This window comes from Marinobacter adhaerens HP15, from assembly GCF_000166295.1.
Lineage (GTDB): Bacteria > Pseudomonadota > Gammaproteobacteria > Pseudomonadales > Oleiphilaceae > Marinobacter > Marinobacter adhaerens.
In genome coordinates, this window is sequence record NC_017507.1 from 97,972 (window position 1) to 112,890 (window position 14,919).

General features: G+C 51.8%; 11 protein-coding genes. 1 reads left to right on the forward strand and 10 read right to left on the reverse strand.

From position 1 onward, the window contains the following. Positions 1 to 187: 187 nt before the first annotated feature. Positions 188 to 736 (forward strand): DUF3455 domain-containing protein, encoded by a 549-nt coding sequence (locus HP15_RS21295; protein ID WP_014579389.1) that lies wholly within the window; start codon positions 188 to 190, stop codon positions 734 to 736. A 121-nt stretch (positions 737 to 857) separates the two neighbouring features. Here HP15_RS21295 and HP15_RS21300 read toward each other — a convergent pair whose 3' ends face one another. The 10 genes from HP15_RS21300 to HP15_RS21350 all read right to left on the reverse strand — a co-directional run bounded on the left by HP15_RS21300 (position 858) and on the right by HP15_RS21350 (position 14,782). Continuing rightward, the gene (locus HP15_RS21300; protein ID WP_041646793.1) at positions 858 to 1,664 is read right to left on the reverse strand and encodes an alpha/beta hydrolase; all 807 of its coding nucleotides are present in this window, start codon (positions 1,662 to 1,664) and stop codon (positions 858 to 860) included. Positions 1,665 to 1,895: 231 nt separating this feature from the next. Continuing rightward, positions 1,896 to 3,112 (reverse strand): IS3 family transposase gene (locus tag HP15_RS22120; RefSeq protein ID WP_085987859.1). Its coding sequence is split into 2 segments (ribosomal slippage): positions 1,896 to 2,749 and positions 2,749 to 3,112, totalling 1,218 coding nucleotides; the frame shifts between segments, so codons are not numbered across the junction. Positions 3,113 to 3,292: 180 nt separating this feature from the next. Further along, on the reverse strand, positions 3,293 to 4,402 hold the full coding sequence (locus HP15_RS21315) for a HupE/UreJ family protein (RefSeq protein ID WP_081449885.1): 1,110 nt from the start codon (positions 4,400 to 4,402) through the stop codon (positions 3,293 to 3,295). Beyond that, positions 4,402 to 5,616, reverse strand: coding sequence for a tetratricopeptide repeat protein (locus HP15_RS21320; RefSeq protein WP_169702252.1), 1,215 nt, complete (start codon positions 5,614 to 5,616; stop codon positions 4,402 to 4,404). The genes HP15_RS21315 and HP15_RS21320 overlap by 1 nt, the downstream gene beginning before the upstream one ends. After that, positions 5,576 to 5,821 carry a hypothetical protein gene (locus HP15_RS21325; protein ID WP_014579395.1) on the reverse strand — a complete coding sequence of 82 codons (246 nt, stop codon included), beginning with the start codon at positions 5,819 to 5,821 and terminating at the stop codon, positions 5,576 to 5,578. Before HP15_RS21325 ends, HP15_RS21320 begins: the two co-directional genes overlap by 41 nt. Next, complete coding sequence (locus tag HP15_RS21330) at positions 5,818 to 7,329, reverse strand: DUF4331 domain-containing protein (RefSeq protein ID WP_041646798.1); 1,512 nt, start codon at positions 7,327 to 7,329, stop codon at positions 5,818 to 5,820. The genes HP15_RS21325 and HP15_RS21330 overlap by 4 nt, the downstream gene beginning before the upstream one ends. 404 nt (positions 7,330 to 7,733) lie before the next feature. Next, entirely contained in the window at positions 7,734 to 10,256 is a 2,523-nt protein-coding gene (locus HP15_RS21335; protein ID WP_014579397.1) for a PKD domain-containing protein, read from the reverse strand. Between the two features lie 14 nt (positions 10,257 to 10,270). Then, positions 10,271 to 10,843 carry a DUF3299 domain-containing protein gene (locus HP15_RS21340; RefSeq protein ID WP_014579398.1) on the reverse strand — a complete coding sequence of 191 codons (573 nt, stop codon included), beginning with the start codon at positions 10,841 to 10,843 and terminating at the stop codon, positions 10,271 to 10,273. 253 nt (positions 10,844 to 11,096) lie between these two features. Beyond that, positions 11,097 to 13,181, reverse strand: a complete 2,085-nt coding sequence (locus HP15_RS21345) for a metallophosphoesterase (protein ID WP_014579399.1) — start codon at positions 13,179 to 13,181, stop codon at positions 11,097 to 11,099. Next, positions 13,178 to 14,782 carry an alkaline phosphatase D family protein gene (locus HP15_RS21350; RefSeq protein WP_219496239.1) on the reverse strand — a complete coding sequence of 535 codons (1,605 nt, stop codon included), beginning with the start codon at positions 14,780 to 14,782 and terminating at the stop codon, positions 13,178 to 13,180. The genes HP15_RS21345 and HP15_RS21350 overlap by 4 nt, the downstream gene beginning before the upstream one ends. Positions 14,783 to 14,919: the final 137 nt, after the last annotated feature.

Sequence of the window (14,919 nt, forward strand, 5' to 3'; positions counted from 1 at the left end):
CGATAAAAAATGATTTCTTGTTAGTAAGGAGATTCGCACCAGCCGTTATTCAGAAGCCTCTGTGTAGTTTTGAGTCATCAATTTTTAGAAAAGTTGCCAACTTTTGAATCCAATACAGGTCTCGAAACGTCTTTGATAATGCATCTGACGACGGTGCATCTTACATAGTCAATATAGGATACGTGATATGAAAAAAATGCCTATTTTTGCGGGTTTGACCTGCGCCCTGGCGTTGAGTGGCTGTAGCACTTTGGACAACATGATGTCCGATGGCTTTTCGCAAAGCGAGCTGCCCGCCGCTATTCAAGTGCCGGCTGGAAACTCAGTTGCGATGATCGGTACCGTCGAGAACGGTAACGTTGCGTGGGTGTGTGCTCAACAAGACAATGGCCGTTATGATTGGAAATTTGCGGGCCCAAGTGCAAACCTCATGGACGCATCAGGTGAACAGCTCGGTTCTTACTACGGCCCCCCTGCAACTTGGGAGTCCGTGGACGGATCGAAGGTAACTGGGAAACAGCTGGCAACCGCTCCGGCTGGAGAAGGCAACATTCCGATGCAGCTCGTGAAGGCCAATCCGGCAATGGGGCAGGGCGCAATGTCTGGGGTCACCTATATCCAGCGGATCAACCTGAATGGTGGCAAAGCGCCAGCAGGAGGTTGCACCGCGATGGCCGAGGGCCGTCGATATATCAGTGGGTATACAGCTGATTATGTATTCTGGAAAGCCATGTAACGTGTAGGAAATGTCGTGTGAGTGTAGTGGGCCTGAACACTGCACTCATGCATATCGTCGCGCTAACACCCAGGAGTTGCATCTCTTGGTAGAGCTCCGCTGCTGATGAACACTAATACTGTTATGACGGATTTGAAAGTTTAGTACAGGTTAATTCCAGCCAGTTGAACAGGGCAGAGCTGACGTGAGGAAAAAAGCTGCCGCCGATCGTCCAATGGCAGCATCCAGGGATCTCAACTAACTCAGCTTGGCTTCCATAATGTTGAGCGATTCGGCGCTGAACTTTAATGGGTGTGATGCGGTCTTCTGTTCCGGCGATCATTAGGATCGGGCAGCCGATGCGCTCAGGATTAACGCTTGCGAAACTGGAGTTGGTGAAGGCCGCCAGGCTCATTTGAAGTGTGGCCATGCCTGACTCGTAGCCAGACCTTTCGTAGATGTCCTGTTGTTGAGATCTGTCTTGAGAATTGGCAATGCCGTACTGGACGCTACTCAAAGTTAATCCGGTCAGTTTTCTCCACAAAGGGAATCTAAAAAGGTTTCTTCCCAGTGTTTTAAAAACCGAGAAACTCAGGCTATAGATTCCAGCTGGAGCCGCGGTGGAAAGAAGTACCAGTCTCTTACACTCCACACGTGCAGCCGTGAGCTGCGCAATAAGCCCGCCCATGGAATGGCCCACAAGAATTGGGGGAGCCTCTAAATATTGGATGTTTTCAAGGACGAATTGCACATAGTCCTGGAGAGTGCACTTTGCAAGGGCTGCACGACTTGCTCCTGTGTGGTCGTCACGTGGACAGTGGTTCGGAAGCGTGAGTGACTGGACGGTATAACCCGCCCCTTCGAAGGCGCGCTTGACCTCTACCAGGCTTTCAGCATCACTCCACATGCCGTGTAGTAGTATGACGGTAGCCTTGTTATTCAGCTTCATAAGCCTTTATTCCTTCGAGTGGCTGCTAACAATACTGTCTGTGCCCTAATCGAAGCATCTTTCCCAGTTTTGTAAGCTTTTCTAGCTTAAATGATCTGTGGTTGAAACAACCTTGTCCTAAGAGGCCAGGCGCGGTCTTTAGAAGCTGTTTGGAAACGCAATGTGAGGGTGTCCGGAGGGCTGAAGTTCAAGAGAAGAATGTCTAGTCCTGAAATAGGTTTACACCTATTTCTATCGAAACGCCCGGTGCACCGCATCGGGCGTTTTGTATTTTAGGGCCAGATGTGGCCGCCTTGTGTTATAGGTCTGCACGGACTGATCGACCATCTTTTGAGCTTCCGCCAAGTCTTTGGGAAGCACCAGTAAGAACTCTGTTTTTAGTATCCCATTCACCCTCTCGGCCAGCGCATTCTGGTAGCAGTCGTAGCCATCTGTCATCGAACAACGAATGCCGTATTTGGCATGAAGTTGCTGATAAGGGGCTGAGCAGTACTGGACGCCCCGATCCGAGTGGTGAACCAGCCCTCCAGAGTATTGCCTTCCCTTCAACGCTTTTTGCATGGCTTGTATTACGGCCGCCGTATGGAGCGTGTCATGCACGTGGTGGCCCACGATTTTGCGTGAGAAGGCATCGGTAATCAGGCTGAGATAGGCTGAGCCCTGACGTGTCGGCAAATAGGTAATGTCTGCTACCCAGAGCTGCTCGGGCGCGTCTGGCACGACCTGCTCCGGCCCTGCTTTCAGCAAGTTAGGATGGCAGCGAAAGTGGTGATGGCTGTGCGTAGTCTTATGATAAGCCCGCTTGCGAGGAACCAGTTGTCGGTGGGCTCGCAGGAGATCAAATAGTCGGTCCCGGCCTATGCACAGGGCCTTCGGTTTAAGGAGTGAATGCAGCTTGCGGGTGCCCAGACGAGGTTGGTGCAGGCGCTCTTCCCGTACAAAGTCCAGCACCCGGCGATTATGGGCCTGACGAACCGCATCAGCTTTGAAGTGCTGGTAATACGCCTGACGGGAGAAACCTAGATATCGGCAAGCCCGAGTAACGCTCAGGCTTTGGATCTGCTTTTGCGCGAGGACTTGCCGGACCGCTTTTTTATAACGCGACAGCCATAGTCTCTCTGCAGTACATCCACAACGGATTCAAAGAATTGAGCTTTCTGGTTGGCATCATCTAGCTGCTGTTCTAATTCTTTGATGCGCTGCTCGGGTGTCAGTGGAAGATCCGGTTTGGTCATCGCAGCCCCCTTGCGAACGAAAAGCAAAGCCATCGGGCTCCAGTCCTGCTGACCATGCTTACGTAACCACGTTAGCACCGTCGAGCGCCCCTGGATACCGTATCGTTCCTGGGCTTGCTTGTACGTCATCTCGCCTTTTTCAACTTGGCCTACCACCGCCAATTTAAAGGCCAGGGAATAATCTCGTTGACTCCTACGCCTCTTCGTATTCATAACACCCTCCGTAATCTCAAGTAGGAAGGTGTAAACCTTATTCAGGACGGGTCAGAAATCCAAAAAAAGGCGGCAAAACTGCCGCCCTATCGGGAAAGCACTGATGTTCGGTTAACTCGCCTTTAACAATATAAAACTGAGGGCGTTAACCGTATTGTTCTTTCGTCTTGATTCGTGCGATTAAAATGAAACGGGTGCCCTTTCGATGACCCAATTAATGCTAATGATAGAAACAACCAGCAACGCAACAGGAACCATCCCTTTGCGATAAAAGGCGGTATCCCCCATGGCATACAGCACCGGGAACAACACAACAATTAATGCAAGCTGTCCTAATTCGACGCCGATATTGAAGCCCGCCAAGGCCACAGCAAGATTCCCAACCCCACTTGTGAGGTCTCCTAAGACGCTGGCAAAACCAAAACCATGAATCAGTCCGAAACCAAACGCTAGTTTCCACGTTTTCTCGCCTAAGATAGGCTTCCAGACGTTGATGGCAGCCAAGACAATCGACAGCGCGATGACGGTCTCCACCCATGCAATCGGGAGTCGTACGATATCCAGGGCGGCGAGAGCTAGCGTAATCGAGTGAGCAACCGTGAAGGCCGTTACAATACCGACGAGCTGCAAGACCCTCTCCTTGGCAGAGGTTATGCCGGCAGCCCGAAGCGTCGCAGGTATTATCAACACCAACAGAAATAGAATGTGATCTAGCCCAATCAGCAGATGGACGATTCCCTCGTAGATGAACGTCAGGAACATGGACCAAATGTGGTTTTCCGACGGATCGAGCCGAATGGACACAGCGTCGCCACCGGGAATCGCGGTCAACAGTCGCTCGCTGGCTTCGTCGGACACGTTGATCAGACCCCGGTGAAGTGGATCTTGTTCAGCAAAGGCGGTGTAAGCGACCACACTCGGTGCTTCTCCGTCTTTGCAATTGATATCCAAAGTCAAGCTGGCATAGACGCCATCGCTGTGCCGAGCAATGCCACGGTCTTGATAACGCAGTCCGCAGTTACCGGAGTCAGACATGAACGTTAGATGCGTCGTCGCGAAATCTTCGATAAATGACCAGCGGTTTGTCAATTCATTGCCCGTGACGGTTCGATCGCCATTCAGATCCAAATCGGTCACGAGTAACAAGTCGCGCAGCGCTATATCGTATCGAGCTTGGTTATTTTCGGCATCGATGTAGAGAAAACCGTCACTTGATTTATGGGCCCAGGTTGGGCCGGCAAACAAGAATAAGAGGCAAAAGACAAAGAATACTATTTTATTTAATCCCATCAGAGAACGTCCTTGATCTGGTGATCGTGCTGGCCCTGGTTTTCCATCCACGCCGTCACCTCCTCGGTAATGGCTTCATCGGAAGCGGCTTTGGCGGCCCTGATAAGCAAGCGAGTGTCTATGAGCTCTTTCTGATCAGCCCAATTGTTGTAAGCAAACGTGAGTGCTGCTTGGGGCGCATCCGACACATCAAGAAGATACCTTGCAAGGTCTCTGCTATGCAGAGAACTGTCGCGCCACGCTGCCTCATCGAAGCGTTGTTTGAGCGTTTCCATGAGATTTGTCTGCGTGAGCCCCTGTCTTTTTTGAGCAATCGCGCGAAGAACTGCAAGGCGATCGACATCGTCATATTGGCGAGTCAAAGACTCGACACGATCAAAATTTCCTGATTCGAGGTGCCAATCTGCCAGCGCTGTCCGTGCATACAAATCGGTCGGATCAATCGCAAGAGCACGACTATAGTGTGTTGGCGCATCCGGTAGACCGGCCTGTGAGGCGATATCCCCAAGCGTGTTCTGTATAAAAACGGCGTATGGATGGGTCGCGGGCATACGCTGTGCTCGACTACTCAGCGTTTGATAGCCCCGCTCAGGGTCGCCTGTGAGCGCTTTGATCTGGGCCTGGCAATTCGCCCTGATGTAGGGATGATCCGTTTCCGAAAGTTGAGCACACAGTTGCCCTGCTTTTTCATAGCGGCCACTGACAATTTCTAGATTGATAAGAACAGTCAGCGCCTGCAAATAGGTCGCCTTACTCTCAGACGATGCAACAATATCCGTGAGTTTGGTGCGCGCAGAATCGAAGTCATGAAGTGATTGATCTACGATCGCAGACAGCACGATCAGATCTTCACTTGTTCCCGACTCCTCACTATTCTGCAGGGCTGACTTAGCGTAACCCAAGAACCTCGGATCATCGGTCTCTCGATGTAATGTGATGAGTTCTCGAACTCGAGACTCAACGTCGTCCTCAAACGTGTTGTAAGAAGCCGCTGCCATTGTGTCTGTGATCGTTAGTAAAACGTCGGTGTCGTCGTAGGATTCAGCGGCAGGAATGGATGCTTGGGCCGAGACGGCAAGCATTATAGAAAACAAACCAAAGAGAAGGGTTTTGCATGGCCCCGCAGAGAGCGGAGGCGTCCGAAGACGCCTCACGCTTTGGGTGCCAGGCTTGTCAGAGCAGCGAATCAAACGCTTGGTCGTTAGCCTGGTCATTAAAAACAAACTCCTTGTTATTAACTTGTTCCGGTTCGCGGTTTGGGTTGGGGTTGGCAAAAATGCCTTCAACGAACTCACCAAAAGCGACTTTTTCGAGCGGCTCGTCGGCTTGCGCTGCACCACCGCCACTTGACCCGTCAAAACAGGCTGTTAAACCAAACGCCAACGCAGGTATAGTGGCTAGCTTAATCCACCGATTCATCTCATACCTCCAACCATGACTTCATCATTGGGTGAGCCAGCAATGGGCATGGCGAGATACGGGAACTCGTTTGGCAGTTCTTTACGATCCAGACGCACTCCATCGGTAAAGGGCACGTTTTGGTTCGGAGCCCCATCGACCAAAGCTCCCATGACGACTCGCAGGGCGATATCTACAGTATCATCGTAGGGGCGACGGCCATTGGGGAAGCCACCAACATCTCCCGCAAGTGCTGCCAGATCATTTTGCTCGCTTAGCGGCGTAATTGGCAGTTCGGTGTTCAGACGAAGCATTTCTGAAGGCGTCGGATTGCTCGGCTGATTTACCCCGTCTAGGCCAGTGAGAAAGGCTGCTACGAGATCTGTTCGACCGTTTGGCCCAATAGCTGGCGCTTCAGCACCTGCATCGGAAAAGAGAATTTCCAGCAGCGCTGGAAGCGTCGGATTGGTGACGTAGGTCAAGAATTGTCCATCGTCCTTCGGCTCGCTCGCGTTGAACTTGTCTTTGTCCTTCAGCCCGATTACGACCTCGTTTACTAGGGGCATGCCCAGTCGCGATACTTGTGTGAAGGCGCCGCCTTCAACTGTTGCACCCTTCTGGCCAGACATATCGCTGGTTGCTAATGAAGGTTCTGGGTTGATGATCCGAGCCTGACGCACACTTGCGGTTGTCCATCCCCCGATGATCGCTTGTCCATTGCTTGTTGCGGCGGTACCTGTGATACAAGCTTTCGGGAGCTCGAGTGCGAACGAAGTTACGTTTTTATCAGCGAGATCCCCTGGGCCCTCGGCATTCCTTTCACCTAGCGGGTTGGTGTTGACCAAGTCGAAAATTTCACCAAGGTTAACGGCAAAGGCTTCTTTGCGCTGTCCAACAAATACACGTCCGTCTGCGCTGCAGTTTGGCAAATCTACATCGTAGACAAAGTCTGATGCGTAATTGGCATAGCCGTTCGGGAAAGATTTCTCGCCGATGTTATCCAGCGGCTTGTCGAAGGTCGACATCCCTGTTGTGGCATTCGTTAAGGTCGTTGCGGAGCCAGTTCTTCGATCGCCCTGGATCATCTTGAGAGTGTAACTTTGGCTAAATTGTACGTTCCCCGGATCTGCGGCGTCACCGATGTTCTTAAGCGGCACTGACACCATCTCGTTTCCGATCGGCAACTGAATGTCTTGGAAGTTATCTTGCATCTGGAATTGGAAGGTTAAATCTTCCACTCCGTCGGCATTGTTATCGATATGGATCTCATAAATCGCATCCTCGTCCAAATCGAAGTAGTTTGGGCCGCCATAGGCGTCTTGCAGAGGAAGGTAGTTTGCAATCAATGTCACGTAGTTTTCCCGCGTGGGTTCGTAACTACGAAACATGTAGAAATCGGTACCATCGACCTTTGGGATTTCCGTGATAAATGGGGCTTCGCGGTGGCTTGAAGCAAATGAGGTCGCTGACTGTAGCGTAAGCGCACACAAGGCTACGCCAATGGCCAGAGGTTTTTTCGTGATTGTCATATAACACTCCATATCCTGTTTGGGATGTTGCATAGGCGTATACTCTGGCAGGCGGCAATTGGATGCAGTAATGGATAAAATTATTTGTGCACAAATAAGACGTAAAACTAAATGTTCGTAAAACCAATGGGTTATAAAGTTAAATTCTTTTGAAGTTTTTATTGCGAAGGGGACGTTTTGCGCTGGGAGTGGCAAACGGCTCTTTTCGATTGCAGATAGAGCAAACGTGGGGCACCACAGCACACACTTATATCGCAGCAATGCTGCTTTGTGCGCCCTATCATGCTGCTTTCACCGCGGCCAAAGAGGTCTTGCTGATTGGGCAATACAGACATAAATGTAGCGTTCGGACTGAGCTAAGAAATTGTCCGAACGCTATGCCTCACGTGTTTTTTAACCACTCGTCAGAGTAAACTTCCCCCATCGAGCGCCTCATATCTGCAAAAAGGCTTCGGAGCGGCATCGGCGTCAATCCAGATTGGACTCGAGAAAGCGATGGGGCGTCCTGTATCCAAGTTTAACACTCGCAAGAAATAATACCGCTCGTCCGGTGACACAGACACCTCAAACAGGCCCTGAGACCCCTCTAGAGTGGACACTACGCGATTGTTGGAGGTAACGACTTCGACTTTCGCGTCTAGTAACGCATCCCCAAGTGTTAACTCGAATCGTGCAGGCAAGGCTGCTCCGGTACCGCGAGCAAGCCTGGAGCCCATAGGTGCTTCGTCAATGCGAAACTCCATCCTCAGGTCGTTGAAGTTTTGAGCAACGGCATAAAACCGTCTCGCCAGCATCGCCTCTTTGATATCTTGGGCATCGTTCGACCGGGCAATCATGATGGTTTTTGGAAGGGATGGCGCTCCCCATGATGTCCCGTGATGGTCCTCAGACCCAACGGCGCCTAAATACCAGCCTTTATCCAACGCGTAAGAGAGCCAACTTCCGTTTCTGCCGGATGTGTCGTATTCAGAGCCTTTACCGAATACCTCCAGGCCTACCGTTCGCATATTCGCGCCCGGCACATGGTCAAAATCGTTAAAGGTGTACGCTGGATCTCCCGCGCCCGGAATGTTTGGAATGATACCTTCGAAAAGATCCTCGCGACCCGGATGGTTGAAAACAATGAGACCGTCACTGCCGCCGCCCAGGAACTCCGGGTACAAGAACCACTGCCAAAACAAACCCATTGAAACCAGGTAGCCGGGGCCGGTTTTTGCGTTGATCACATTGTCGGAGAAAAAGACGTTCAGATGGCCGAAACGATCTGACGTCCACTCAAAACCCCGAAAAGCCGTGAATAATGGCGTTGTGGCCGCTTCTGCTTGTTCGGCGGTTGCTCGCCATTTGCGAAAACTGTCCTCGGGGTTTTCGCTATCGGCAATCAAACAATCGAGAAATTGCGCGGAAAAGCAATCGCCGGTTACCGTCAATGGCAAACGAGCATTGTCTGAGTGGTCGCTGATACCGAAAAACGAAAGACCCTCGTTTTTCACCCGTTCAAACGCAGTCGCCGGTCGCGTGCCAATCGTGCCGTCGGAATAACCAGTGTGGCCATGGAGAACGCCCGCAAAGTGCTCAAAGGACTGCTCGTCGAATGCGGGCGTACACTCCGATGCCATCTGCGGCGTTGGTAGAGAGCGGAATACAAAAAGCGGGTCGGCCAATTGACCTAATATCTGACCGCATCCTGCAACAGAAGGTGAACTGATACAGTCCGCAATGGGTGGGCTGATACGTGCCAGGATGTTCAGCGGGCACTCGAGAGAAAAGGGGTTATCCTCGCACCGCAACGCTCCGCCATCACCGATAAGATCATCGACCAGTTGCAGCGGGCAACCTTGCTGGAACACGTTAAAAAGACAACTAACGAGGCCCGGTTTGGGCTCACTGCGGGGCACAATTTGCAACTGCGTAGTGCGAATATCCTGCAGCGCACCATCGGTAACCAGAACCTCAAAATTCAGCGTTGCCGGATCGCTAATCTCCGGGATAACGATCTGGGCGATGTCAGCCTGAGCATTATCAATGGCCAGAGGGAAAGGATCTGATGGCGCTTGTTTCCACCGGTAACTGAGTTGATCGTTCTCAAAGTCAACGGCATTCGATTCAAGTCTAACGACTTCTCCACCCGTCGCAACGCCTGGGTTGGCTCTCAGACTCTGAATCACAGGAGCTGTGTTTGTGCTAGAAGGAAGGCTGGTAATCGTAACAAAATCCACCGATGCCCCGCCGAGGTTGTCGACAGCCTGTAAAGCGAAACGGTACTCTTCACGTTGTTCCGTCCGTGGCAGAGTGACTGTAGCGACAGGCTCGTTCGCATTGGTAATTGTAAGATTAGAGTCCGGTTCCTGTAGGCGCCATTCAAAGGAGGCGATCCCGTTTTCATCCTCAGCGGAACCGTTCAAGGTAACAGTTTCACCACCAATGACCTGCGAATCTGTGCCAGCGTCAACCAAGGGTAGGGCATTAGCGATGGTATCCCTTACTGTAACGGTCACTGTGTCCTCAAAAAGATCTCCCGAGGACGTCTCTGCCTCAAAGGCAAACACGATGGTTTCGGCGCCTCCCTCAATTTGCGGAGCCTGAAAGGTTACTAAATTTTGATCTGGTTGAGTCAGCTGAGACGCTGGAGATCCAGATATCTGGCGCCAAAGTACACGTACAATGGTGATGTCAGACTGACCGCTTATCGAACTTGTTCCTTCAAGAATGAATTCTTCCGCTTCATCAACGGAGATCGGCTCACCCGCATTGACGTTGAAAGTTTGGGGGGAAGTCGGGTTGCTTGGCTCGTTGGGGTCTACTGGAGCCGGATTGTCGCTGATATTGTTTGGCGGAATAGGCCCAGTGGAATCCGACGAGGAACCACCACAACCAACAATGGATGTGCTGAGCAATAAGGCGAAGACTGGTAACAAACTTCTCATGGGGTACTCCAATGTCAATTGCCATACTCGGTAATCGATGATGCGTCGAGTTGGTAGCTGGATACGGCAAGATCTGATTCGATGTGGTCTATGGTTAAGAGACCAGAGACCAGGACCGGAACTTCCGGATCGTAGGTGAAGTCGAAATCTTTCCGATCATTATTAACAAGAACGATTTGATTGCTCGCTGGCGGTGGCACATGAATGCAGGCGCCCTGAAATGGCACAAGCAAAAACGTTTTTATCTGGCGTGTTCCAGAGAAAAACTCCATTGGTACAACGTAGCCCGGGATACTGACCTGTTGTCCATCAAGTTCCTCGACGACGGGCGCGTTGTCGAGGTATTCACGTAAGATGGCGTAAAGACGCTTGGCCTCAGGGTCCTGATCCGACAGGTTCGAAATATCGCGTCCATCGAGCGGATCTCTGTCAGGCCATCCCAAAGGAACGAGATCGTTCCATCCAATGGATCGGGGTTCACTGTAAGCAGGACTGGCGCAGCTACTGACTGCCAATGCGACTAGCAGTATAAAGTGGCAACAGGTTTGATTTTTATAAAAAAGATAGGGAGGTAGGGTAAAACTCATCTAAGGTGCGCCAAAACATAATACTCGTATCGCATAACATAAGTGAACAATGTTGCAAAATTATGTCTACGTGTGTTCGGTGAAACCAGAGAGGAACTCGCATAGATTGATCGAAGCTTCCTGGTCGACGAATGCCAACCCAAAAGTGATGCGTGAGCGAGTAGCCTGTCGTTTAAAATGAAGACCCTATATTGGTGGATCAGTGCTTGAAGCATCCTTGCTTCGAGCCACTGCCTCATACCTGCAGCTCCCGCTAGAAAAGCCTGTCTAGTATGCCCTCCAGCAGACCCGTTACGGGCGACAGAAGCCTGCCAAGCAAACCATCGACTACGCCGAGCACAGTACGATCAAGTTGCTCGGTCACTTCCCGCAGGGCCGTCAACAGAATATCTGATAGAAAATTAGCCGGTAACGTGGCGTTTTGGTTGATTGATTCCGGCGCGTTCTCCAACAGTAGAACTTCTAGCACCAGGGTATTCAGCGCCTCATTGACGCTGCCGACGAGAGCGTCTGTGCCGCCAGAGCTATCGAGAGCAGCTACTTGTTCGAGTGTGCCGCCTACTCCGCGCAGAACCGTCGAAAGCAAACCGGTGACCCCACGCAACACGGGGACGGGTTCCGCCTGTTGGTCCACGGCATCGAGTATGTTGTCGATGTTAATGGCGAGCTGTACCACCGGACCAAGCAGAAATGCGGTGTCCTGCGACAAACCCTGTCCGGAGTCGTTGTTACCAACACCGCCGAAGCCATCGGAGAATGCGTCAAAAGCATCGCCGAGGCGATCAAAGGGAGCGGGTAGGCCGCTTGTGTCCATCGCACTTAAACGGTCAGCGGCCGCCTGAACGGCGAGGTTTGCTTGCGTTATGTCGGACTCTGATCCCCCCTCCGTCATGGAAGAAGCAGCCGCGTCGATGGCAACGAGCAGCGTATCGATTCCATTAATGAGTTGCGCAACCGCCTGCTGCGTCTCCGGATTCGGGTTCGCCATATTGTAAGTATTCAGGCCACTGACGAGCTCTTCTCGAAACGTTTTTAAAGGCCCGGTAAAGGACTGATCAAACTGATCACCGTTGGTCAGCGGCACCGGCATTGAGATCGGGGCTCCAGAGAAATCTTTGCCTCGACCGATGCCCATCGGGTCAGCTTTTGCCATGCACTGGGTGTGCGCCGGTGTCAGTTGCCCAGCGTCATTTACCACGCCAAAACCTTCAACGTCCTCGTCAACGGTGTAGGCCTCAAAGCACATCTGTGCCGGTGTTCCAGTCTCTGGGTCGCTTTCTGATGCCTGCACCCAGAAAAAGCCGTAGGTGTCCCCCTGCTGGAACATGGCGTTGTTGCGGTTTTCATCGGTAAGCGATCGCATCTTTCCTGCGGCACCGCTCACGACGAAGCGCGTTCTTCCGCAGGACTCCACAGGCTCCAAAAGCTGAAGATCGTGGTCATGGCCAGTCATGATAAAGTCGGCGTAATCGCAAACGGCCTCCTCGATGAAGTCTTTCCATCGCTGTCCTGATATAACCGGTAGAATGAACGAAGGAATAAAGTCGTAATTTCCAGCGTTGCCGTGGAAACCGTTGGATAGGTATGGGTGATGAGCCATCGCAATATTGAAAAGGGCCTCAGAGGACAGCAGCTCATCCTGTGCCCAGACCAGCTGGTTCATGCCGTAGTTTTGCCAACTGTATTTGGAATCGGCATCTGCCAAAGTCGACGCGATAGGATTTGAGTCCAGAGAAACGACATTGATCAGCGGTTTTCCATCGCGAGTTCTTGGCATTTGAACGCTCGGAATGCCGTTGGTATCGAATGCGTAAAAGCGGCTGGGCATATTCCACCGAGGGCTATTCCCCTCGTAGTGATAGTCGACCTGGATATCGCCTCGGCTGTTGTTCGCACCGTCGCCACCGACATAGCCGGTGTTGTCGTGATTCCCGAGAACCATGTAGAAGGGAGTGTTTCCCATTGGTTCAAACGGCTTCTCAAATTTTTCGATGAACTGGGCGTCTTCAACGGATGTTGCGCCGTCCTCATAAATATTGTCACCGAAGCCTAATACAAATTCGCACGGACCAGTCTCGACACTTTTTAGTTCACAGACAGCGGCCATAGATTCGCCAACCGCGAATTGCCCGGGACTGCCGGAGCCTGAATCCCCCATCGCAATAAACTGAGTTGTGGCAACGGGTGTCGGTGCAGGTTCAGGATCTGGCGCAGGTTCAGGTGTAACACCCGGGTTCTGGTCGTTGCCCGGTGGTTCATTCGAGCCGTCGCCCGATCCACCACAACCAGCCAGAATCAGAAAAAAGCTGACCCACAGGGCGTTTATAAACAATTTCATGCGTAAAGCTCCATGGAATAGGACATTTTAAGTGCCTCGCCTAACGCTCGGCGTTGAGCTTCAGTGGCGGGCGGTGCCAAAAAGGCGGTTTGCGTCGTGCGGGGACGAGTTGCGGATAGGAAATCCTGCTCAAGTCGGTATGGTCGACCCGTTTCTGTGGCGAAGACTTTGACAAGCTTGCGCGTCGACTCGAGCTCGCCCTTCCTCGATTCATCGCTAATGGACGTTACATAATGATATTCCGCTTGCGTTCCGAAGCGATCCACGTCCATCAAAATGAAGCCGCGTTTTTTCAATTCAGAGTATTTAACATGGGGGTTTGTAACGCTGAGCAAAGGCGCAACCGCTTCAGCCAACCCATCTGGAAAGCCGGGTGAGGACACTGCTGGGCAGACAAATTCAACGGCCAGCGCTGATTGAGAGTCAAATAGGTCGCCGAGGAGCGTGGCAGGATTTCGATAGATTTCATTGGCCCAAGAGGTGTGAATGTCTCCGGTAAAAATGACGACGTTAGAAACTTCATTTTGTTCAATGGCGTCCAGGATTTTGTTGCGGGATGATGTGTATCCATCCCATTGATCCATGTTGACCCCTTGCTGCGTCGTTCCGTAGGGCACTAATTCCGCAATGGCATCGGGCTGGGGAAGTTCCGCAATATTGAGTTGCCCGAACATCACTTGTTGACCGATCATTTTCCACCGCGCTTGGGAGTTCGCAAGCCCAGAAGTAAGCCACTGCATTTGCGCCTCGCTAATTAACTCGCGCGATTCATCAGTTCGCTCAGGCCCGAAGGGCAACGAAGCCTGGGCATCGCGACCTTCAATTCGGGTATCTAACATCCACAGATCGATTAAATCACCGTATTGAAACTGCCTCCAGATGCGTCCCTCGTCATTTGCAAACTCGCGAACGGGCATCCATTCGAAATAGGCACGCATAGCCCGGTTTTTTCGTGTTTCCCAGTCGCCTTCTGTTGCTGGGGTGTGATTCTCGGCGCCGTCTTTAAATGCGTCGTTGGTGAACTCATGGTCGTCCCATATACAAATCATGGGATACTGTTGATGCACCGCTTGAAGGTCTGGATCCCTTTTGTATTGTCCGTGCCGAGTTCGATAGTCGCTCAGGGAAACAATTTCGTTAGCAGGTTCGTGCACGCGGTTGGGAACCGAGGCTGGGTCGTCATAATTGCCTGGCTCGTATTCGTAAAGGTAGTCTCCCAAGTGCAGCACAAAATCCAGGTCTCGCTCAGGAACTTTTGCCAACGCGGTGTACACTGAAAAATGACCATAAGGTAGATTTGAACACGATACGGTGGCGAACCGGGCGCGTCGCGTCCGCTCACCTTCGGCAGGAAACGTTCGGGTCCGTCCGATTGGGGATGTCGCATCTCCACAATTAAAGGCAAAGTAATACCAGGTGTTGCTGGTTAACTGGGTTACATCCACTTTTACACAAAAATCGCGCTCGGCATTCGCACTGGTTTGGATGACAAATGGGTTGTCGAATTCCGGCGTCTTGCTAAAGATCAAGTCGACCGGAATAGTTTCGGACGTAGGGTCGTCGGGTGTAATTCTGGTCCAAACGATGACTCGGTCATGCATTGGATCACCGGATGCAACTCCATGCTGAAACGAACCGATAGGGGTCCTAAGTGCTTCGTTCGGGCTGTCTGTCGGTGGATTTGAAACCGCTTGCCCATCGTCATCCGTGCTATTGAGGGACGAGGAATTCCCTCCTC

What these genes read in the sequence shown, in the direction of transcription:
- HP15_RS21295 (WP_014579389.1), top strand. Translation starts at nt 188, where the DNA reads ATGAAAAAAATGCCTATTTTTGCGGGTTTGACCTGCGCCCTGGCGTTG.
- HP15_RS21300 (WP_041646793.1), bottom strand. Translation starts at nt 1,664, where the DNA reads ATGAAGCTGAATAACAAGGCTACCGTCATACTACTACACGGCATGTGG.
- HP15_RS21315 (WP_081449885.1), bottom strand. Translation starts at nt 4,402, where the DNA reads ATGGGATTAAATAAAATAGTATTCTTTGTCTTTTGCCTCTTATTCTTG.
- HP15_RS21320 (WP_169702252.1), bottom strand. Translation starts at nt 5,616, where the DNA reads ATGACCAGGCTAACGACCAAGCGTTTGATTCGCTGCTCTGACAAGCCT.
- HP15_RS21325 (WP_014579395.1), bottom strand. Translation starts at nt 5,821, where the DNA reads ATGAATCGGTGGATTAAGCTAGCCACTATACCTGCGTTGGCGTTTGGT.
- HP15_RS21330 (WP_041646798.1), bottom strand. Translation starts at nt 7,329, where the DNA reads ATGACAATCACGAAAAAACCTCTGGCCATTGGCGTAGCCTTGTGTGCG.
- HP15_RS21335 (WP_014579397.1), bottom strand. Translation starts at nt 10,256, where the DNA reads ATGAGAAGTTTGTTACCAGTCTTCGCCTTATTGCTCAGCACATCCATT.
- HP15_RS21340 (WP_014579398.1), bottom strand. Translation starts at nt 10,843, where the DNA reads ATGAGTTTTACCCTACCTCCCTATCTTTTTTATAAAAATCAAACCTGT.
- HP15_RS21345 (WP_014579399.1), bottom strand. Translation starts at nt 13,181, where the DNA reads ATGAAATTGTTTATAAACGCCCTGTGGGTCAGCTTTTTTCTGATTCTG.
- HP15_RS21350 (WP_219496239.1), bottom strand. Translation starts at nt 14,782, where the DNA reads ATGCATGACCGAGTCATCGTTTGGACCAGAATTACACCCGACGACCCT.